Origin of the sequence: Microcystis viridis FACHB-1342 (assembly GCF_014698335.1) — a bacterium.
Classification (GTDB): Bacteria; Cyanobacteriota; Cyanobacteriia; order Cyanobacteriales; family Microcystaceae; genus Microcystis; species Microcystis ichthyoblabe_A.
This window is the reverse complement of sequence record NZ_JACJSV010000050.1, coordinates 15,691-35,474: the sequence shown is the minus strand read 5'-3', so window position 1 is coordinate 35,474 and position 19,784 is coordinate 15,691. Positions and strand designations below refer to the sequence as shown.

26 protein-coding genes are annotated in these 19,784 nt (G+C 42.9%); 15 read left to right on the top strand and 11 right to left on the bottom strand.

The window, feature by feature from the left end:
- The first annotated feature begins 284 nt into the window (after window positions 1-284).
- Together H6G40_RS16035 and arsS are read left to right on the top strand one after the other, a co-directional pair.
- Window positions 285-1,697 (top strand): LCP family protein, encoded by a 1,413-nt coding sequence (locus tag H6G40_RS16035; protein ID WP_069474898.1) that lies wholly within the window; start codon window positions 285-287, stop codon window positions 1,695-1,697.
- A 117-nt stretch (window positions 1,698-1,814) separates the two neighbouring features.
- Window positions 1,815-2,792 (top strand): arsenosugar biosynthesis radical SAM (seleno)protein ArsS, encoded by a 978-nt coding sequence (gene arsS, locus H6G40_RS16030; protein ID WP_190537960.1) that lies wholly within the window; start codon window positions 1,815-1,817, stop codon window positions 2,790-2,792.
- A 241-nt stretch (window positions 2,793-3,033) separates the two neighbouring features.
- Here arsS and H6G40_RS16025 read toward each other — a convergent pair whose 3' ends face one another.
- Together H6G40_RS16025 and H6G40_RS16020 are read right to left on the bottom strand one after the other, a co-directional pair.
- Window positions 3,034-3,306 carry a DUF3143 domain-containing protein gene (locus H6G40_RS16025; RefSeq protein WP_002737741.1) on the bottom strand — a complete coding sequence of 91 codons (273 nt, stop codon included), beginning with the start codon at window positions 3,304-3,306 and terminating at the stop codon, window positions 3,034-3,036.
- A 5-nt stretch (window positions 3,307-3,311) separates the two neighbouring features.
- Complete coding sequence (locus H6G40_RS16020; protein WP_061430346.1) at window positions 3,312-3,806, bottom strand: J domain-containing protein; 495 nt, start codon at window positions 3,804-3,806, stop codon at window positions 3,312-3,314.
- Window positions 3,807-3,853: 47 nt separating this feature from the next.
- On the opposite strand from H6G40_RS16020, the gene H6G40_RS16015 reads away from it, so the two are divergent.
- The 6 genes from H6G40_RS16015 (at window position 3,854) to H6G40_RS15990 (ending at window position 8,227) form a co-directional block, all read left to right on the top strand.
- Window positions 3,854-4,417 (top strand): thylakoid membrane photosystem I accumulation factor, encoded by a 564-nt coding sequence (locus H6G40_RS16015; protein ID WP_002785788.1) that lies wholly within the window; start codon window positions 3,854-3,856, stop codon window positions 4,415-4,417.
- Window positions 4,418-4,687: 270 nt separating this feature from the next.
- On the top strand, window positions 4,688-6,250 hold the full coding sequence (locus H6G40_RS16010) for an iron uptake porin (RefSeq protein ID WP_190537959.1): 1,563 nt from the start codon (window positions 4,688-4,690) through the stop codon (window positions 6,248-6,250).
- A 301-nt stretch (window positions 6,251-6,551) separates the two neighbouring features.
- Window positions 6,552-6,758, top strand: coding sequence for a hypothetical protein (locus tag H6G40_RS16005; protein ID WP_002737474.1), 207 nt, complete (start codon window positions 6,552-6,554; stop codon window positions 6,756-6,758).
- Window positions 6,748-7,158: a putative toxin-antitoxin system toxin component, PIN family gene (locus H6G40_RS16000; protein ID WP_002737522.1), complete on the top strand. Its 411-nt coding sequence runs from the start codon at window positions 6,748-6,750 to the stop codon at window positions 7,156-7,158. Before H6G40_RS16005 ends, H6G40_RS16000 begins: the two co-directional genes overlap by 11 nt.
- A 317-nt stretch (window positions 7,159-7,475) precedes the next feature.
- Entirely contained in the window at window positions 7,476-7,721 is a 246-nt protein-coding gene (locus tag H6G40_RS15995) for a UPF0175 family protein (protein WP_002748168.1), read from the top strand.
- Window positions 7,718-8,227, top strand: a complete 510-nt coding sequence (locus tag H6G40_RS15990; RefSeq protein ID WP_002737594.1) for a PIN domain-containing protein — start codon at window positions 7,718-7,720, stop codon at window positions 8,225-8,227. Before H6G40_RS15995 ends, H6G40_RS15990 begins: the two co-directional genes overlap by 4 nt.
- Window positions 8,228-8,305: 78 nt before the next feature.
- Here H6G40_RS15990 and H6G40_RS15985 read toward each other — a convergent pair whose 3' ends face one another.
- The 5 genes from H6G40_RS15985 to H6G40_RS15965 form a co-directional block, all read right to left on the bottom strand.
- Window positions 8,306-8,545, bottom strand: coding sequence for a hypothetical protein (locus tag H6G40_RS15985; RefSeq protein WP_016515173.1), 240 nt, complete (start codon window positions 8,543-8,545; stop codon window positions 8,306-8,308).
- 2 nt (window positions 8,546-8,547) lie between these two features.
- Window positions 8,548-8,784: a hypothetical protein gene (locus H6G40_RS15980; RefSeq protein WP_002736200.1), complete on the bottom strand. Its 237-nt coding sequence runs from the start codon at window positions 8,782-8,784 to the stop codon at window positions 8,548-8,550.
- 220 nt (window positions 8,785-9,004) lie between these two features.
- On the bottom strand, window positions 9,005-9,358 hold the full coding sequence (locus H6G40_RS15975) for a hypothetical protein (RefSeq protein ID WP_002735772.1): 354 nt from the start codon (window positions 9,356-9,358) through the stop codon (window positions 9,005-9,007).
- Between the two features lie 5 nt (window positions 9,359-9,363).
- Window positions 9,364-9,780: a hypothetical protein gene (locus H6G40_RS15970; protein ID WP_002736129.1), complete on the bottom strand. Its 417-nt coding sequence runs from the start codon at window positions 9,778-9,780 to the stop codon at window positions 9,364-9,366.
- Window positions 9,781-10,026: 246 nt separating this feature from the next.
- Window positions 10,027-10,467 (bottom strand): hypothetical protein, encoded by a 441-nt coding sequence (locus H6G40_RS15965; RefSeq protein WP_042790591.1) that lies wholly within the window; start codon window positions 10,465-10,467, stop codon window positions 10,027-10,029.
- A 227-nt stretch (window positions 10,468-10,694) separates the two neighbouring features.
- On the opposite strand from H6G40_RS15965, the gene H6G40_RS15960 reads away from it, so the two are divergent.
- Together H6G40_RS15960 and H6G40_RS15955 are read left to right on the top strand one after the other, a co-directional pair.
- Window positions 10,695-10,979, top strand: a complete 285-nt coding sequence (locus H6G40_RS15960) for a type II toxin-antitoxin system Phd/YefM family antitoxin (protein ID WP_190537957.1) — start codon at window positions 10,695-10,697, stop codon at window positions 10,977-10,979.
- Window positions 10,969-11,292 (top strand): Txe/YoeB family addiction module toxin, encoded by a 324-nt coding sequence (locus H6G40_RS15955; protein WP_002777826.1) that lies wholly within the window; start codon window positions 10,969-10,971, stop codon window positions 11,290-11,292. Before H6G40_RS15960 ends, H6G40_RS15955 begins: the two co-directional genes overlap by 11 nt.
- A gap of 300 nt (window positions 11,293-11,592) precedes the next feature.
- Here H6G40_RS15955 and H6G40_RS15950 read toward each other — a convergent pair whose 3' ends face one another.
- On the bottom strand, window positions 11,593-11,820 hold the full coding sequence (locus H6G40_RS15950; RefSeq protein ID WP_002797786.1) for a hypothetical protein: 228 nt from the start codon (window positions 11,818-11,820) through the stop codon (window positions 11,593-11,595).
- Entirely contained in the window at window positions 11,808-12,110 is a 303-nt protein-coding gene (locus tag H6G40_RS15945) for a hypothetical protein (protein WP_016515170.1), read from the bottom strand. The genes H6G40_RS15950 and H6G40_RS15945 overlap by 13 nt, the downstream gene beginning before the upstream one ends.
- 8 nt (window positions 12,111-12,118) lie before the next feature.
- On the opposite strand from H6G40_RS15945, the gene H6G40_RS15940 reads away from it, so the two are divergent.
- The gene (locus tag H6G40_RS15940) at window positions 12,119-12,280 is read left to right on the top strand and encodes a hypothetical protein (protein WP_162205107.1); all 162 of its coding nucleotides are present in this window, start codon (window positions 12,119-12,121) and stop codon (window positions 12,278-12,280) included.
- A gap of 385 nt (window positions 12,281-12,665) precedes the next feature.
- Here the strand turns inward: H6G40_RS15940 and asnS are convergent, their stop codons facing one another.
- Entirely contained in the window at window positions 12,666-14,030 is a 1,365-nt protein-coding gene (asnS, locus tag H6G40_RS15935; RefSeq protein WP_002737200.1) for an asparagine--tRNA ligase, read from the bottom strand.
- Between the two features lie 201 nt (window positions 14,031-14,231).
- Here asnS and H6G40_RS15930 point away from each other — a divergent pair, with 201 nt between their 5' ends.
- The gene (locus H6G40_RS15930; RefSeq protein ID WP_002759086.1) at window positions 14,232-14,627 is read left to right on the top strand and encodes an NINE protein; all 396 of its coding nucleotides are present in this window, start codon (window positions 14,232-14,234) and stop codon (window positions 14,625-14,627) included.
- Window positions 14,627-15,157 carry a ComEA family DNA-binding protein gene (locus H6G40_RS15925; protein ID WP_002736930.1) on the top strand — a complete coding sequence of 177 codons (531 nt, stop codon included), beginning with the start codon at window positions 14,627-14,629 and terminating at the stop codon, window positions 15,155-15,157. The genes H6G40_RS15930 and H6G40_RS15925 overlap by 1 nt, the downstream gene beginning before the upstream one ends.
- Window positions 15,158-15,320: 163 nt before the next feature.
- Here the strand turns inward: H6G40_RS15925 and gyrA are convergent, their stop codons facing one another.
- Window positions 15,321-17,873, bottom strand: coding sequence for a DNA gyrase subunit A (gene gyrA, locus H6G40_RS15920; protein ID WP_069475060.1), 2,553 nt, complete (start codon window positions 17,871-17,873; stop codon window positions 15,321-15,323).
- Window positions 17,874-18,240: 367 nt separating this feature from the next.
- Between gyrA and H6G40_RS15915 the strand changes: the two genes are divergently transcribed.
- Window positions 18,241-18,765 (top strand): hypothetical protein, encoded by a 525-nt coding sequence (locus H6G40_RS15915; protein WP_190537955.1) that lies wholly within the window; start codon window positions 18,241-18,243, stop codon window positions 18,763-18,765.
- A gap of 3 nt (window positions 18,766-18,768) precedes the next feature.
- Entirely contained in the window at window positions 18,769-19,581 is an 813-nt protein-coding gene (locus H6G40_RS15910) for an urease accessory protein UreD (protein WP_190537953.1), read from the top strand.
- Window positions 19,582-19,784 lie beyond the last annotated feature (203 nt).

Genomic DNA, 19,784 nt, shown 5'->3' with positions numbered 1-19,784 from the left:
TATTCTCCCCACACCCCACACCCCACACCCCACACCCTACACCCTACACCCTACACCCCACACCCTACACCCCACTTTCCCACTTCCCCACCAGCAAACCCTAGATATTTCGACAAAATTGCCATGCAGAACAACGATAAGGAAAAATTCTGCTATATTATCTGCTAACTCTCTAGAAAACCCAATTAGTTTAATAATCTTTTCCGGGTATCTGAGAAAAAAAATAGTTCATCCCTTTAAAATATGGTTTTAGGGAGATATTTAGTGATTGTGTGAGGCAATTTGTGGTTAACAAGACAAAATCAAGGCTTAAAAGCGGAAAATCAAGCAAATTAGCGGCTAAACCTGTTAAAAAGCGGCGATTGTCCAGTAAATGGTTCCTGACAGCCCTAGGCTTAACTGGCTGCGCCCTAGTTTCCGCTACGGCCGGTGCTATGTTGGCTGTGTCTCTCTCCTCCACACCTTTGCGACAAGCTGCTCTTAGTCCTCAAGAAGCCGCCGCTTTTAACAATCAGCAGGCCATATCCTATGAAAATCTGCAACTTCCCGCCCTCAACCGCCCCGTTAATATTCTGGTAGTCGGCGCAAAAGTGTTGACATCCGATGTCAAGGAGGCAGAAACCCCAGATTTGGGTTATCATGCCCCGGTTAATTCCTTGGAGGGTTTAACCGATACCATGCTGTTACTGCGTTTTGACCCCCAAAGACAGAAGTTAACCATGCTTTCCATCCCCCGGGATACCCGCACCGATATCGAGGGTTACGGGGAGAAAAAAATCAATGAAGCTAACGCCCTCGGTGGACCTGCTTTAACGGCGGAAACGGTTAGTCATCTTTTAGAGGGAGTCGCTATCGATCGCTATGTTCGCATTAATGTGCAGGGTGTGGAAAAATTAATTGATGCTTTGGGGGGGGTGACGGTATATGTTCCCAAAGACATGAAGTACCAAGATTTTAGTCAACACCTCTACATTGACCTGAAAAAAGGGGAACAACACCTCAACGGCGAGAAATTCCTCCAGTTTGCCCGTTTTCGTTACGATGCTAAAGGCGATATCGGTCGTATCCAACGACAACAGCAATTAATGCGGTCTTTAGTGGAACAAACCCTAAAACCAGCAACTTTATTGAAAATTCCTGATATTATCGAGGTTATCCGCAATAGTATCGATACTAATCTCAGTTTAGAGGAGTTACTCGCCCTAGCCGGTTTTGCCTCCAAAACTGAGCGAGCTGATGTGCAAATGCTACTCCTACCAGGAGACTTTAATGGTGATGGTCGGCAAGGGATCAGTTATTGGTTGCCCAATCAAAGTAAAATTCAAGAGCTAGTGGCTCAACATTTCAACCACGGCTTTTTTATGGCTGACACTGAAGAAACTACGCAACCGACTCGCATCGCTGTGGAAGATAGCACCGATAATCCAGAAGCGGTGCAAACTCTAGTCAGATATCTGCGCTCATTGGGTTATGAAAATGTTTTTGTCTCTAAGTCTTCATCGCCAATTCTAGAAACTACCAAAATTATTGCTCAAAAAGGGGATAATTCCCTCGCTGCTGCCCTGCATAATAGCCTTGGTGTCGGGGAAGTTTTGGTGGAAAGTACAGGGAATCTCGCTTCTGATGTGACAATTAAAATTGGTCAAGATTGGCAAGAAAAATCAGCTAATCTTTCTGAGCTATCCCCTGGCAACTAAGAGAAAAATCAAGTTTATCTGAGTTAGTAGTTGCCCATTGACAAAAAACTCATCCATTATCAGTTATCATTGATTAGTGATTCTGTTTACTAATTACTGATTAGTGATTACTCTCCCATGATTCCTTTTTTTGAGAAACTAAAAACTCCTTTAACTAAGCAAAAAATCTCGGTTCTGCAAATTAATTTAGGGAAAAGATGTAACCTTGCTTGTAGCCATTGTCATGTGGAAGCTAGTCCAGTTCGCTCCGAAGAAATGACTCCAGAAGTATGCGAACAAATTATCGAACTGATCGCAAGATTTCCCCAAATTAAAACCGTCGATCTGACCGGCGGCGCTCCCGAAATGCTCTACGGTTTTAAACCAATTGTGGAAACCTCTAGAAAAGCGGGAAAAGAGGTAATTGTGCGCTCGAATTTAACTATTTATTTCGAGAAAGGATTTACTGATATTCCTGAATATTGCGCTGCCCATCAGCTGCGGGTGGTGGCTTCTTTACCCTGTTATCTTGCCGATAATGTGGATAAAATGCGCGGTCTGGGAGTCTATGATCGATCGATCAATGCTTTACAATGGTTAAACCGTCTTGGCTACGCTCAAGAGCCGAATTTGATTGTGGATTTAGTCTATAATCCCCAGATTCCTAAGTCAGAGAATTTTTCTCTCACACCGGATCAGGTATCCCTAACACAGGATTACAAAAAGTTCTTGCAAGAACATTTTAATATTTCTTTTAACAATCTGTTTACTATCACTAACTTACCCGTCGGCAGGACGCGCTTCCATCTGGAACACCGGCAACTCTATCAACCCTATCTTCAATTCCTTGAAAGTCATTTTAATGGGGATACTATCGAACATTTGATGTGTCGTAATCAGCTTTCGATCGATTATTTAGGTAATATCTATGACTGCGATTTTAATCAGATGGAGGCTCTGGCTGCTTGCACCAGTCAAGGCCAAAAATTAACCCTGCCAGATTTATTACAAGCGGATAGTTTAGATCTAATTGCAGAGGTACAAACCGCTTCCTATTGCTACGGTTGCACTGCCGGGAGCGGTTCCAGTTGTGGAGGAGCTTTGACTTCAAACTGAACAAGTGTACTGGATTGACAGCCTGTCTCGGGAAATTTAGTACAAATGCTTGGAATAGCTCTCCCTGCTGCCCACTCCGGCGCTGTCTTAACGGGGTAGGGTGTGGGGTGTAGGGTGTGGGGTGTGGGGTTTTACCGATTTTCAGGTGGTCAATTAGCCAATTTTCAGGGAAAAAGTCCCTGAATTCTCCCCCCGATCGCTCCAATCGCTGGCACTTTTTAGTCAAAAGTTGGACTATTGATTAGGGACCAGAAAAAACCGCCGATTCGATATCTTGACGACTAAGGGAGTATTTAAAAGCGCGATTGATGTCACTGCCATCATTGGCTGCCCGAAAGTAACGAACGGTGATTTCTTCGATATCGAGGCAGATTTCCGCTTTCCATGTCAGTTTTTCCACAGTCCAACAGTGGACATTCTCGGTATTTTTCCGACAACCTAACTTAACTAGCCATGCTTCGATCGCCGGTAAGGGATGATTATAGAGGGGAGTATCAGCAGTGGGAATCTTCATCGCATCTAAATCAAAAATAATTGGGCTACAGTGACAGCATTCTCTCCTCGAAGCATAGCAATAATCACCGCCAGTAACAAGCAGCCGAGCAGGGTGAGTGCCAAGATAAACAAAGCAAAAATTTCTCCCGAAGATAGGGGGCGATCGGTCGGATCGAGATAGGCGCTACGATTAGCTATGGGTTCATCGCTATCGGGGATAGTTTGGATGACATTCCAGCGCGAGTAACCTATCTGTAAATCATACAGGGAACGGCGATCGGGATTACTCAGGGTGGCATAAGCTTCGTTAAGACGCTGGAATTTAGCCGTTGCCACTTCGGGGCTGAGTTCGGTAGTATCGGGGTGGTATCGTTTGCTGAGTTCCCGATAGGCGCGTCGCACTTCGATCACCGAGGCACTCGGATGTAGTCCTAGAATGGCATAATAAGTATTGGCAAAGCGCGAGTTAGCGGCAATGACTCGCGAGGTGGTTTGGGAATTATCGCGCTCGAAGGTCACAATATTTTTTACCGAAAAATTGTCTTAATATTCTAACTCTGTTGATCATGAAATCTCGTTATCGCCTGCGTCTTCGGATCTGTCTTGTCTTTCTTATTATGGCCCTGACGAGTTTGTCTCCTTGGCTAACCCCTAGCGCCTACGCGGGGATCGATGACGATCGCCTCGATGGTAATATTTTTGTGGTCTACGCGGGTAATGGTTCCCTCGTACCACCGCGTCTAAATTTAGCGGAAACTTTTCAACGGAAAATTCCAGCTATAATCGTCTATTATCTGGATGATAGTAGTGATTGTAAGCGATTTGCGGCGATTGTCTCCCGTTTTCAAGAGTTTTACGGTCGCGCCGCCAGTATTATCCCCGTTACTGTCGATTCTATCCCCTTAAAGTCTTCCTATCGTCCCGATGAACCGGGTTACTATTATCGCGGTGGGGTTCCCCAAACGGTGGTTTTAGACCAACAAGGTAAAGTGGTTTATGATGGTTTGGGCAATGTTAAATATGAAGATGTGGATGATGTCTTAAGAAAGGTTTTTGATCTTTTGCCTCGATCAGAATCGGTAGAGTTAAAAAGACGCTCTTTTAACGAGTTTAACGCTGAATTGCGCTAGTTACCTCTTTTTTATCCTCAATTGAACCAAAAATAATCATTTAGAGATGCTGTCAGCAGCGTCTCTATCTTGTTTTTAGCAACAATAAAATTATTTACTTATTGCTTTTATTATCATTTAAGATTTATTTTAATCAATAAATGCTAGGCAATTCAGATTTTATCTAGAGTAACATTTGAAAAATATTTGCAACAGTGCCAGACTAGAAAAAGTTTGCTAACCTAATTATACTGAGAACAATAATCATTCTTGTAGGTGTGGGAACCAGCAATGAAAATCAAGCAAAATTTCCTAACAGCAGCGATATTACTGGGTTTTTCTAGTCCGGTACTGGCTAATAGTCTCGAAAACCTCTCTAGTAACCCCATGGCACAGGTAACAAGTGTCAATCAATTGCGGGATGTTTCTCCCACCGCCTGGGCGTTTGAGGCCTTAAGAAGTCTCGTGGAGAGGTATGGTTGTATAGTAGGTTATCCTGACCGCACTTTTCGCGGTGAACGCGCTTTAACTCGTTGGGAATTTGCCGCCGGGTTGAATGCCTGCTTAAATACCCTAGAAAGATTGATTCAAGAAGGAGTAGCGGTATTAAAAGAAGATCTAGACAAAATCAAGCGATTAGTCAAGGAATTCGAGACAGAATTAGCGGCATTGGGTGCTAGGGTTGATAACTTAGAAAATCGAGTCGCTTTTCTGGAAAATAATCAATTTTCCACCACTACTAAATTAACCGGGGAAGTGGTGATGGCATTATATGGGGTAGCCACAGGAGGAAAAAACGGTGGTGAAGGGATTCCCCAAGTGCCAGCTTTTGGTTATCGGGCCCGTTTAGAATTAAATACTAGCTTCACAGGCAAAGATTTACTCTATACCCGTCTAGCAACGGGAAATATTGCCGATTTAGCCGATACTACGGGAACTTTTGCCAGTACCTTAGCCTTTACCCAACCGGACGGCAACGATTTACTGCTAGAAGTTTTAAACTACAGTTTCCCCGTAACGGAAAATATCCACCTCTGGTTAGAAGCGACGGGAGGTGCTAAAGATGACTTTACCAATACCCTCAACTTTTTGGATGGAGATGGTGCTAGTGGGGCGCTTTCCGCTTTTGGTACCCGCAATCCCCTTTATTTTGCCCCCGGACAAACTGGACTCGGTTTACAGGGTAATTATGGGGCTTTGCAATTCAGCGCCGGTTATCTTGCCGGGGATGCTAACGATCCTAACCCAGGAGCGGGTTTATTTAACGGTTCCTATACTGCCCTAGGGCAGCTGGGTTATGTTCCTAACGAGAATTTTGGCATTGCTTTATCCTACTTTCATGGTTATAACCAATTAGATACGGGAACGGGAAGCCAGCGCTCGAATTTCCGATTTTTCACCAAAGAACTATTGGGGGAGGCTGTCCCGACAATTAATAATAGTTTGGGTTTACAATTTAGTTGGCGAATTGTCGATGGTTTTGTCCTCGGTGGTTGGGGTGGTTACACAAAAGCTATCACCCTTAGCACCTTAGATGGACAACTAGAACGCGGGGATTTAGATATCTGGAATTGGGCGGTAACTTTGGCTTTTCCTGATTTATTTAAGGAAGGAAATACGGCCGGTATTATTGTTGGTATGCAGCCCTGGGTATCTAGTTCTAGTATTAGATTAAATGATGGCAGTTCCACCAATGATCCCGATACTTCCTTTCATATCGAAGGATTTTATGAGTGGAAACTCACCGATAATATTGCCCTTACTCCGGGGGTAATCGTGATTACTTCTCCTAACTCAAATAACAACAATTCCACCTTAGTTATCGGCACTATCCGCACAACTTTTACTTTCTGATTTCTCTAGGCAGCCAGTCAGAAATAAAGATAAAGTATGACGGGATTTGACATCATTTCTCGACGGCTGGCTGCTGTTCCGACGTTTCCCACTCTCAACTAACTGAATTAAGGGGGCATTTATGGTATTTTTAGAGACAATTTACCCTACTTTTGTGGTTTCTTTTTCGGTGGATTTAGAGGGTTTTAGTTTACGCTTCAGGGTTGAAGTTGTGGCGAAGAGGTCGAGGACGATTTGAGGAACACTGTTAAATGTGATTAAATAGGGTACAATGAAAGTTGAAGATACACCTAGTTAAGCCATGAAACAAGTTCTCAAAAATATTAAGGTATCGGAGATTCCTGCACTAATCGCTCAGTTAGGTTTTTCTCCTGAACAAGAAGTTAATCTGACGATTGAGGAAAATTCAGAAAGTCTTATCTCAATTATGGATAAAGTCGGCAAAAAAGCTCAAGCTAAAGGTTTGACAGAAGATAAACTAACAGAACTATTAGTAGATGAATCCTAATCGAGTTGTTATAGATACCAATGTTTTTATTAGTGCTTTACTCAATCCCCTAGGAACACCCAAAAAAGTAATCAATATAGCAGTCAGTCAATTTACTATTCTCCAGAGCGAGGCAACTTATCAAGAATTGGCAACGAGAATAAGTAAAAAGAAATTTGACAAATATTTAGAAAAAGATGATAGGTTAGATTTCTTGTCGTCTCTTAGAAATAGGAGCTTATTTGTTGATATATCGCATGAAACGAGAGTTTGTTCCGATTTAGATGATAATAAATTCCTAGAATTAGCTGTATCTGGAATGGCACAATACATCATAACAGGCGATAAGGATCTTTTAATTCTCAATACTTATCAAGGGATTCCAATTATTACTCCAGCAGAGTTTTTAGTGATTTTCTAGTGTCCTTGAGAATTTTTTGAGGGAGGAATTCAAAAAAATAAACCCATCAACTGACTGAATGAGGAGGAATTTATGGTATTTTTAGAGGTAATTTAGCAGACTTTTGTGGTTGCTTTTTCGGTGGATTGGGAGGGTTTTAGTTGGCAACTGATAATAAAGCCTCTTCTATTGGCTTTGGTAACTCAATAGCATAAAACTGATTCTTAATGTGTAAAATGTGTAAGAGGAAGAGACGCAAAAAATAAACCCCCTCAACTGACTAAATGAAGGGGGTTATGATATTATTCCAATAGGAAGGGATAGATAGGGTTATAGCCATGAGTATTGATATCTCCGATGAAATTCTCAGTGCAACACGCATGACTGAAGCTGAGATGAGGCAGGAAATTGCGGTCATGCTCTTTCAAAAAGAGAAGCTCACCCTTGCTCAAGCGAGTCGATTTGCAGGAATGAATCGTATTGCTTTTCAACACCTACTTGCAAGTCGTCAAATTCCGGTACACTACGATGTCGAAGATTTTGAACAGGATATTAAGAACTTGCGGGAGATGGGAAGATTGTGATTGTTGTCAGTGATACATCCCCTATCAACAATCTTGCCGCCATTAATCAACTTCATCTGTTACAACAACTTTACGAAATAGTTTTTATTCCTGAAGCAGTTTATCGAGAATTAACTGAGCCTGATTTTCCAGTAGCAGGTTCAATAGAAGTCCAAACCTTAGATTGGATTCAAACTCGAACGGTAACTAACCACACAGTGATTAAAGCTCTTGCTGATGAACTAGATAAGGGAGAAGCTGAGGCTATTGCTTTAGCACTTGAGTTGGGAGCAGATCAAGTTTTGATTGATGAGCGTCGTGGTCGTAGGATTGCTGCTAGACTGAATCTTCGATACACAGGAATTCTGGGCATTTTGGTTGAGGCGAAGAATCGAGGGTTAATCTCTGAGGTGAAACCCCTACTAGACGCTTTGATCAATCAAGCAGGATTTTGGGTTGCTGCGCCTTTATACAGCAGTGTTTTACAGATGGTTGATGAAGGAAAAAACAAACCCCCTCAAGATTGAATGAAGGGGTATTTATAGTATTTTTAGAGGTAATTTAGCCTACTTTTGTGGTTTCTTTTTCAGTGGATTGAGAGGGTTTTAGTTGGCAACTGATAATAAAGCCTCTTCTATTGGCTTTGGTAACTCAATAGCATAAAACCGATTCACAGAAAAAGCGTAATCTTCACCACTTTCATCAATAACCCGAATTAGACTGTTTATTTCTGCTGTCTCATCAGGGATAACGCGGTATATTTTGCCCACCTCTAGTGAAGCTTCGTAGCCTTCATTATTGAGACAAACTGCGAACTTATTTGTTGGAGATGACTCTATTTTCATGGTCAATCTAGAAACGGTAACTTGAGCTTAAATTCTTTTTTGCCGATGCCATGAGCTTCATACCAATGGACTTCAGCTAACCCTACTATACCATTGGGAAGCTGAACTTGGGCTATGCCCTTTAATTTTCTCCATTTACCTTTGCCATACTGTTTTTGCAACCGTTCCCGATTACGAATTCCTGTTCCTGTGGCAATAATCTCGATATTCGTGATACCGCTGATAATCTCAAAGTCCACGATCGATCAAGCAATCTTAAAGAGTGGCCTTTCATTATAGCATCTATTGCCAAAAAAGAGATATAAAAAAACAAACCCTCCTCAAGATTGATTGAAGGGGTATTTATGGTATTTTTAGAAGCCATTTAGCCTACTTTTGTGGTTTCTTTTTCAGTGGATTTAGAGGGTTTTAGTTGGCGCTTAAGGGTTGCACCTGCGCTAGAGCCGAAGGTGATGATACTCAAACTGTTATTTTTTGTACTGTAGATTTTTTGGTTATTTCCTTAAGATGTCTGAACAATTGACCTTCATTTTGGTAGAAAACTTCATAATCCGGGGCCAGTTCAAGACATAACTGTTTCCATAAACTAATTCCTTCTTGTTTAAAATCCATTTCAGCTTGCTGATTAGGAAAATCTGATAAAGGTGGATAGTCTTGATCTAAAGTCTTATCGTAAGTATCCTGCCATGCGTTTAAACGCTGAATAGTTTCTTTACTTAATGGTAATTCTTCAGGAGCAATGTTATCAATTTCATCTACTCCCCAAAGTGGGTAACTTCCATAATCTGCCCAAAGTTTGATTCTGATTGCCATAACTATCATTCCTGAATAAGTTTATTAATTAATCGAGTTGGAGTTGGATTAGCACTCACTAAGTAACCATTATGACTAATTTCTAGAGAAACATACTGAATAATTCCATTGATTTCTACTTGATAAATTATGCGACTTTTTCCTTGTATGCCAATAATTTTTCCCTCACTAATAGCTGTTACAATTAAATCGGGAATTTGTTCTTCAGTAATACCTCTCTGGAGGAAATCTTCTCGATGATTTTCTAGAATATGCAGTAATCCAGAACCTCTCTCTCCTCCTTTTCCTGTTTCTAGAAAAACAATTTTCCCGCTAGGATCTTTAGTAATTCTGATAATATTTTCTGGGGTATGTTTGATTGCTGCTTTTCTAAGTTCAGCAATCAGCAGTTTTTTCTGATCGTTTTTCGGATTCGACCTCATTGCCGATTATAGCTCAAGATTGTGTAAGTTGTAAGTTGTGGTGTACATAGTTGTTGTTTCTCTCAATCAATAATAAGGTTCAGTATTCAGGAAAAATGGGTAGGGTGGGCAATGCCCACCCTACTGTTCCTATATTAAAGTGCGAGCGGGCGAAAAAAACCTGTAGGGGCGAATTGCGTTCGCCCCTACTTAATGCTGCTGCCACAGGAAAAATCTTCAGGTAGAACCTGAGAACGAGGTAATATATTACCTCCATTCAACCGAGAAATTAGAACCTACTAATCGCAGATAAACGATTCTTCCGGGCAAATTTCCTTTAAAGAGAATTTTTCCGTTAATGGGGACTCTAGAAGGCATATCCCTAAATAGTAGTGCCCCCCCTGGACCTATTGCTCCAATAATGCCCTGCGATCCCTTCAATTGCTTGCCAGTAGAATCAATGATGATAGAGTCTGTGGGAGAAAAATAAAGATCTCTGACTTCCCCTAAGTTTGCAACCATAAAAGTACAAACTACAGAATTATTGTCTTTATTACAATTCTGAATCTCGAAAGCAAAACCATTGCTTACAACTCTCGAATTACGGGCTTGAGCAATATCATCGTGATCCTGATAGAAGTTAGAACATAAAGCTGTAGTTAAGGCTAAAATTGGTAGCCATCTGAAAAATCCTTTTTTCATCACCATTCGCTACTCAGTACATAAGTGTTCGCCCCCTCGCAGCTAGGTGAAGCAACAACCCAACCCAACACCAAAGGCGGATAGTAGAACAGTACACACTCCCCCCCACAACTGTATCAAAAGCTACAATTTAATAAATCTTTATATTCCTCTCCCTTCAGATTTTGGGGTTTTTGGGGAGTTCAAGAGCTTGGAATTGTACAATAAGGTTGTACAAGTCTCCCCTAAAAATCATGTTAAGCAAAGAAACCACCTACTCTCAGGCGAGAATGAATTTAGCGAGTCTCTTAGATCAGGTGTGTGACGAATCCCAAATTATCGTCATTAAGCGTCGCAATCAGAAAAATGTGGCGTTAATTGCTGAAGATGAACTTTCCAGTTTATTAGAGTGTGTTTATTTACTGCGATCTCCAGAAAATGCCCAACGCTTATTTCGCTCTTTAGCATGGACCCAGACAGAAGATGCAACTCCTCAAACATTAGCTGAATTGAAAGAGGAGTTAGGAATTGACTCCTAAAAGAGAAAATAAGCCAGATAAACCTAAAAACAATCCTATTCATGGTTATTTGCCCGTTTTTAGTCCTGATTTCAAAGCAGATTTAGCTTGGTGGTATCGGAACGAACCGAAAAAAGGCGATAAAATCTTAGACTTATTGGCAGATATTTTGGATGGCGATCCGTTTACAGGATTGGGTAAACCCGAACCTCTTAAGTATATTGCTGCCGACACTTGGTCACGACGGATCGATTTAGAGCATCGTTTGGTTTATAAAGTCACGGGAAATAAGGTTTATTTTTTACAAGCTCGCTATCATTATCAATCAGGCTAAACTCAGACAAACCCATTAAGAACTGTTACAGGAGAAAGGGGACAAAGAACGTAGTACGTTCCCCCTCGCAGCTTGGGTTAAGCGATAGCCCAACCCAAGACAGAAGGAGGATAACAGCACAGCACACACCCCCCCACAACTGTATCAAAAGCTACAATTTAATAAATCTTTATATTTCTCTCCCTGGCAGCTATCCACCTTGGACAATAGCGACATTCCCTCCCACTCCCCACCATGAAACCCATCCTTAACGCCCAGATGATTTCGGAAGTTAGAGGACAACCAGAATAATGACCAATATCAACTGACGGGACTCAACTGCCCCAATTCGACGCTCACCGCATCAAAGCGATTGTCCCCAGGGCGATAGGAGAGAATTTCCAAGCCAATCGGCTCGCCACTGGTGGAATCCTTAATCAGAATCACCCCATCCCCCAGTTCAGTACAAATCTGCTCCTTTCTGGGTTGCTGCCAGAAGACAGTGAGTAATTCCGTTTCCGGTTCATAGAAAACTTTTACTTGAGCCATAGCATTTCCCCTTCTTTAATCCCATCGGTTTGGTAGGCAGTAATCAAGAACCCATCTCCATTTAAACGCCGAGCCACTGCCACAACCCAACGTTTTTCCTGTCGCTGGCGATAGAATAGCAGCACCCCAGCATCGTGGCTACTGCGTCGAATTTCATCTGGTAAAGCTAGGGTAAGGGTCACTAATTCCTCCAACTCCTCAAGGTCAGGATGTTTGCCCATTAGCCTCTGCCAATAACCTTCTGAAGTTCTAACTGTAAATCCCAAAGGGGTAACAACTTCAAATTTCATTGCCAATCATGGATAGGATTCTCGCTTCGGTGTTCGATAAATATAGTGGTCGTGTTGCCGATGCTCAATCTTCAATTCCTGAATCTACAAGACAATTGGCAATGAGTTGGTCAAATTGCTCCCAATCTTCACTATCCCATGATGAATCATCATTTGAGGGAGTATTTTGAGCAGATTCAATCAAGGTAATAATAACTGACTCTCCATACAACCACACACACTATCCCCCGTAACTGTATCAAAAGTTACAATTTAATAAATATTTACATTCTCCTCCCTTGAGATTTTGGGGTTTTTGGGGACTTCAAGAGCTTGGACTTGTACAATAAAGTTGTACAAGTCTCCAAAGACCAAGCAAATTAGCGCTAAAAGCTCAAGGATTACAACTTTTCTCCCGTCGATCGGCTCTTCTCGACTTTGTGTGATAATTTTTGCTTATGGAATCGTGAAATGTTGACGGAGAAAGACTTTTACGACTATTTTGCCGAAGAAACTATCAGTATAGGCTTCGTTTCCACACAGAAACCAGAAGAGCCGTCGATCCTAGACATCATTCTAAAAGTCGGCACTTAAAGGGGTGCGGGGGAAAGGAATCACATCGCGAATATTGGTCATTCCCGTCATGAATTGTACCAGACGCTCGAATCCTAAACCAAAACCGGCGTGGGGAACGGAACCGTAGCGACGCAGCTCTAAATACCACCACAAATCATCGGGATTCATTCCCTGTTCCTGCATTCTTTGGATTAATACATCTAATCGTTCTTCCCGTTGGGAACCGCCGATAATTTCGCCGATCTTGGGCGCTAAAATATCCATAGCGGAAACGGTTTTATTACTGTCATCTAGACGCATATAAAAAGCTTTGATTGTCTTGGGATAATTAGTGACAATCACGGGTTTTTTAAATAGTTCCTCCGCTAGATAACGTTCGTGTTCTGACTGTAGATCTACGCCCCATTCTACCGGAAACTCGAACTGACGATCAGCTTTTTCCAATAACTCGATCGCTTCGCTGTAGGTAATCCGGCCAAACTCACTATTAACGATATTTTCGGCCGTACTTAACACCGTTTTATCGATACGTTCGTTAAAAAACTGCAAATCTTCGGGACAATTTTCTAAGACGAATTTAAAGATATATTTGAGGAATGCCTCCGCTAAATCCTGATCTCCTTCCAAGTCACAAAAAGCCATTTCCGGTTCCACCATCCAAAACTCGGCCAGATGACGGGAAGTATTAGAATTTTCGGCACGAAAAGTCGGGCCAAAAGTGTAAACATTAGATAAAGCCATGGCCATTACTTCCGCTTGTAATTGTCCACTGACGGTTAAATAGGCCCGTTTACCGAAGAAATCCTCGGCAAAATTGGCGGGTTTTTTTAAATCTAAACTGGTGACAGTAAATAATTCTCCCGCACCTTCGCAGTCGTTGGCGGTAATAATGGGAGTATGTACCCAAATAAAGCCCTTTTCTTGGAAAAAAGTGTGTATAGCGGTAGCGCAAGCGTTTCTAACCCGCATTACTGCCCCTAGGGTGTTGGTTCTTGCTCGCAGATGGGCAATAGTTCTCAGAAATTCAAAGGAATGACGTTTCTTTTGTAGGGGATAATCCGCAGGACAGTCACCATAAAGGGTGATTTCGGCCGCTTTTAACTCGATATTTTGCCCTTTACCCGGGGAAAGAACCAAATTTCCCGAAACAGCGATCGCCGTTCCTGTACTAATTGTCTTTAGTACATTTTCATAATCGGGTAAAGTCGGTTCGAGGATAACTTGTAAGTTGGCCAGGGATGAGCCATCATTAACTTCCAGGAAAGTAAATTCTTTTAATTCTCGTTTTGTTCTCACCCAACCCTGCACGGTGACGGATTGATCCGGTTGTCCTGTTTGAAAGATTTCCTTGATTCTGCTAGTCATTGCTTATCCCTATGTTAAGTGGCTGAGTGGAATTAAATATAAGATGAACGTAGGTTGGGTTGAAGCATGAAACCCAACGCCAGATTATGTTACGCTACCGCTAACCCATCCTACAAATAATTGTGTCTCCCTACTTAGAACCAAAGAGTATTTTAGGATAGAAGGTTCAGATCAGGCTAAAATCAATCTCGAACAGGTGTCATGCTTCTGGTGGAAAAATTATTAAGTAAGCCCAAAAGCCGTAAATTAGCGATTTTTCTGGCTTTTATCGGTAGTATTCTCGCTTTACCCTTTCCTATCGCCGGTATTCATAAATTCTATCTCGGCCAACCTCTCTGGGGAATTATCTATCTTCTCCTCTGGCAAACTCCGATTCCCCGGGTGGCTTGCGCGATCGATGCAGTGTGGTATTTAATCCAAGATAACCAATTTTTGGCTAACTATTTTCCCACTGCCACCGCTGCTGCCACTGTCCCCAGTTTAGAGCCTAAACAAGTAGAGGCGATCGGGGCAGCTTTAAGGGAATTAGAGCGCCTCCGGCAAGAAGGATTAATTTCTGAGTACGAATTTGAAGAAAAACGGCGACAACTACTATAATGACACCGCAAAACTGGTTAGGACGCACTTTTAAGCCTTTAAAAGCCAAAATTAGCAATGATCCCTATTATCGCTTTCGTTCCCTTGATGAGATCGCTATGGCGGCACAATTGGGCATTAAAATTAATGTCAATCAAGCGGGTGTGGATGATTGGCTGCGATTGCCGGGGATATCCATCCATCAAGCGCGGATGTTGGTGGAATTGTTGGGTATGGGGGTAGAATTGCTTTGTCTTGAAGATCTAGCCGCTGCTTTGAGTGTTCCTGTGGCTAGATTGAAAGCTTGGGAACCGATTCTAGAATTTGCCTATTATAGTCCCGAAAGTCACCTCGCACCCCCTAAAATCAATCCTAACACTGCCTCGATCGAGCAGTTAACCACCCTGCCCCTGATCAGCGATAATTTAGCAGCTGCCATTATAAAAAGCAGAGAAGAACAGGGATTATTTAAGAATATTGTGGATTTTAAAGGGCGTTTATCCCTAGAAGCGCAGGAAATCTCCCAATTAATGCACTTTTTTCAGTTTTAATCCCAAATACTCAGGAAAGGAGACAGGAGATAGGAGTCAGGAGATAGGAGTCAGGAGTCAGGAGATAGGAGATTATTTCTATTTATTCTTCCGACACCCCACACCCCACACCCCACACCCCACTCCCCACTCCCCACTCCCCAATTCCCACTTCCCAGTAAATCTAAATGTCTTCAGATTCCTCCGCATCACTAGGGGGAACTAGGGCCACCGCAGCGATCGCATCGTCCTCATCGAGTTTTTGTACTCGGATACCTCCGGCCGATCGCGATTGAGGAGTAATAGCATCGACGGATTGACGGATGATAATACCCCGTTCGGTGATAATCATAAATTCCTCGTTGGGGTTAACAACGTGCAGAGCCGCTAATTTATCGTTCTTTTTGCGGAATTTAATCACTCTGACTCCTAATCCCGCCCGATTTTGCAGACGTAGGAGGGTAACGGGAACCCGTTTTCCTAGTCCTGCCATGGTAATCGCTAACACCCAGGGGCCATTATTAGCCACTTCGGGGTTAATTTCTTCGCTTTCGTCCTCGGTTTCTTCTTGGTTAGATTCAGCGATTTGGGCGACAATTTGACTAGGCAGGATGTCCATACTAATTAATTCGTCACCTGAGCGCAATTTCATCGATTTTACGCCCTTAGTTGCCCTTCCCAGGGAGCGCAATTGTTGACTATCGGCCTTAAAATGAATGGCCATCCCCTGACGAGAACCGATAATGACGCTATCTTCCTCTTTAGCCAAGCGAACCCAACGTAGTTGATCACCGTCTTCGAGAGAAATGGCGATTAAACCGTTCGATCGAATATTACTAAAGGCAGCGAGGGCGGTTTTCTTGATAAATCCCTTTTGTGTGAGCATAATCAGGTAATTATCCTCGCTGAACTCGCTGACTGCCACCACCGAGGTGATTTTCTCCCCTTTGGGAATCTCTAACAGTTGCACGATGGGAACCCCGCGAGCGGTACGGGAACCGGTGGGGATATGATAGGCATTGAGACTATAGACAACCCCGCGATCGGTGAAAAAGAGAACGCTATCGTGATCGCGGCAGGTGATAAAGTGATCGATGCCGTCGTCTTCTTTCATTTTCGCGCCAGCTTTGCCCCTTGTTGCCCGATTTTGGGACTCAAAGGTATTAACGGGCATTCTTTTGATGTAACCCTGTTCGGTGACGAGAATTAAGGCCTGTTCGTTGGCAATCAGGTCAGTTTCGGCGATTTCTCCTTCCCGTTGTTCAATATGACTGCGACGGGGGGTAGCGTGAATCGTTTTGATCTGTTGCAGTTCTTCCTCGATAATGCTGTCGATCCGTTCTTTTTTGGCTAAAATATCCTGAAGATCGCCGATTTTTGTCAGTAATTCCCCGTGTTCTTGCTGAATTTTCTCCGATTCTAGGGCGGTTAACCGTCGCAGCTGCATTTGTAGGATTGCGTCCGCTTGCACCTCTGAAAGACCAAAATTCTGCACTAATCCCTCTTTTGCACTAGCTGTGTCGGCAGCACTGCGAATCAGGGCAATGACTGCATCGAGACTAGCGAGGGCAATTAGTAAACCCTGAAGGATATGATCCCTTTCCTCGGCCTTGCGGAGTTCATAACGGGTACGACGGGTGATCACTTCTACCCGAAAATCGAGGAAAACGCGGAGAAACTCCCTTAAAGTCAGTAATCTCGGTTCGTTATCGACTAATGCCAACATATTCGCCCCAAAATTAGACTGGAGGGGCGTTTGTTTATATAGATTGTTGAGGACGACGCGGGGATAGGCATCCCGTTTCAGTTCGATCACTACCCGGATGCCGTCGCGATCGCTTTCGTCCCGCACATCGGAAATACCGTCTATTTTGCGATCATTGACCAAATCGGCGATTTTTTCGATTAATGCCGCTTTATTGGTTTGATAGGGCAGTTCGGTGATGATAATAGCATCTCGATCGGGTCTTCCCCTTTGTTCGATGGTTTCAATGGTGGCCACTCCCCGCAGGGTAATGGAACCCCGGCCGGTGGTGTAAGCTTCCTGAATGCCGTCTCTACCAAGGATATGCCCCCCGGTGGGAAAGTCCGGCCCCGGGATATAACGCTGTAATTCCGTATCGGTGAGATCGGGGTTATGGATGAGGGCAACGGTTCCATCGATAATCTCGGCCAGGTTGTGGGGGGGGATATTGGTGGCCATACCGACGGCGATACCCGATGAGCCATTAATTAGCAGTTGTGGGACTCTAGAGGGCAAAACCACGGGTTCCTGTTGGGAACCATCGAAGTTATCGGCGAAATCGACGGTTTCTGACTCGATATCCTGTAGTAGGGCGTTGGTGGCCAGGGTGTGCAGACGACACTCGGTATAACGCATGGCTGCCGGGGGATCGTTATCGATCGATCCGAAGTTACCATGACCGTTAATTAGGGGATCGCGCATGGAGAAATCCTGGGCCATGCGGACGAGAGCATCGTAAACAGCAGTATCCCCGTGGGGATGGTATTTTCCTAATACTTCCCCGACGACTCTAGCGCATTTCCGGAAGGGGCGATCGGGGGTTAATCCTAGTTCGTACATCGCATAAAGAATGCGCCGGTGTACGGGTTTCAGTCCGTCCCTAGCGTCGGGCAAGGCTCGCCCAACGATGACGCTCATGGCGTATTCTAGGTAGGAACGGGACATTTCATTGCTTAAGTCTGTGGGGACGACATGATCCTGGGCGGCGGTCATAGGGGGTTTAACTCCAATAACAAGGCAAAAAAAGCGTTTTTGTGAGTAAATTCGCTAAAAATCGGGCTTTTACCCTTTTGATGTGCAGAATATGCCCATTTGTAGGACTATTTTACCATAAAATCCCTCTTTTTTCTGGTTTAAAACAGTGCCAAGTCAGTAGCGATCACAAGAGGAAAAAGCAAATGGTAAAGACCACTTTTAGCAGTTTTTCCCCCGATAATTTAGGATAAAATAAAAATGCGATCGAGAGTTAATATCATAGCCATATTGGCAGATCAAGAATCGATGATAATTGAGATTAATGATCCCTTAACTCCAGCGAAGACTATTAACCTGATTTTCCCAGCGCAAAAATTACCCCAAAATGCTTACTCCTCTCCTCTGGCAAAGTGCCAATTCCAACCCCGATAATCTGGAGAATTTCCAAATTATTAGCCAATGGTGGCAAGATTTAAATCTTAAGGAAGTCTTCTGGCAACAGCGTTTAATTCCCGATACTGGCTCTCTGGAAGATATTAATTGGGAGCAGCAAGGTTTTGATGAAAAATTTAGCATCCAAATGCCCCAAATTCGCGGGATTACCCTCTATTGGCATAAATCTACTTTTGCTGACGAAAGAAGCATGACACCTAAACAATTAATTTTAGATCGGGAACGGGAGCAATTATATATTTATCCCCAATCCCAACCTAGTTTAGTTATTCGGGTGACGAAACCCCATCTAGTTTATCAAAAATTCGAGATGAAAAATCCTCTCCTAGTTGGCAAAAAATCGGAAAGTGAATATATTTTACTGTTCAGGGATAAAGAACAGCAAATAGAATTTAAAATTAATCTCAGTCCTGAAAATTATCGGCAATTTCTAGAAACCATGACTGAGGATCAATAAATAATGTGGCAGGGAAACCTAGAACTAATTTACAAGCAAAAAAATCTCGCAACTGAGATTAATCACGTCTATGCTACCGCCCCTTTAAAAGTACAAAGACCCTTTTATCCTGAAGGAAAAAATCTTTGTCATACGGTGATTTTACATACGGCGGGGGGAATAGTTGGCGGTGATATTCTTCAACAAAAAATTCATCTCCAAGCCGCTACTAATGCCCTGATTACCACTGCTTCTGCTGGAAAAGTTTACCATAGTAACGGTCAGATGGCCCAGCAATTAATCGAGATTAAAATCGATGACAATGCTGGTTTAGAATGGCTACCCCAAGAAACAATTATCTTTAATGGTGCGGTATTTCGCCAACATTTACGAGTGGATTTAGGGGAAAATAGCAGTTGGTTGGGATGGGAAATTACCCGTTTTGGTCGTAGTGCGCGAGGCGAGAAATTTTTAGCGGGAGAATGGCATTCTAATTGGGAAATTTGGCGATCGGGACAACCTTTATGGCTCGATCGCTCCTTCCTGTTGGGTGGTAAAATGATCGAGGGATTTTCTGGTTTAAATGATAGCGCCCTGATCGGTACTTTAGTTTATATCGGTCAACCGGTGGGCAGAAATTTAATTGAGAAAGTGAGAGATTTTTCCCTGGAAGGAGAGATGGGAGTTACTAGCACTTTAGGAGATGGTCTTTTATGTCGTTATCGGGGTAATTCTAGCGGTGAAGTGCGACAATGGTTTCAGCAGGTTTGGCAAATTTTAAGGCGAGAAATGAGCGATCGAGAGGCAATTATTCCGCGAGTTTGGTTATCTTGGTGAAGGCGGTTAATTAAACCTCTTGCATAATCAATTTTTGAGGGTTCAAAAACGTCAAAAATAGGGATTAAATCGCATAAAATATGTAAATAGACCATTTAACTGATTATCATTCATTCTTAATTCTCCTGACTGCTGACTACTGGCTACTGACTCCTAACCCTAACAACAATTTTTGATTTTTACAGGTCGTTAATTGTCATTTT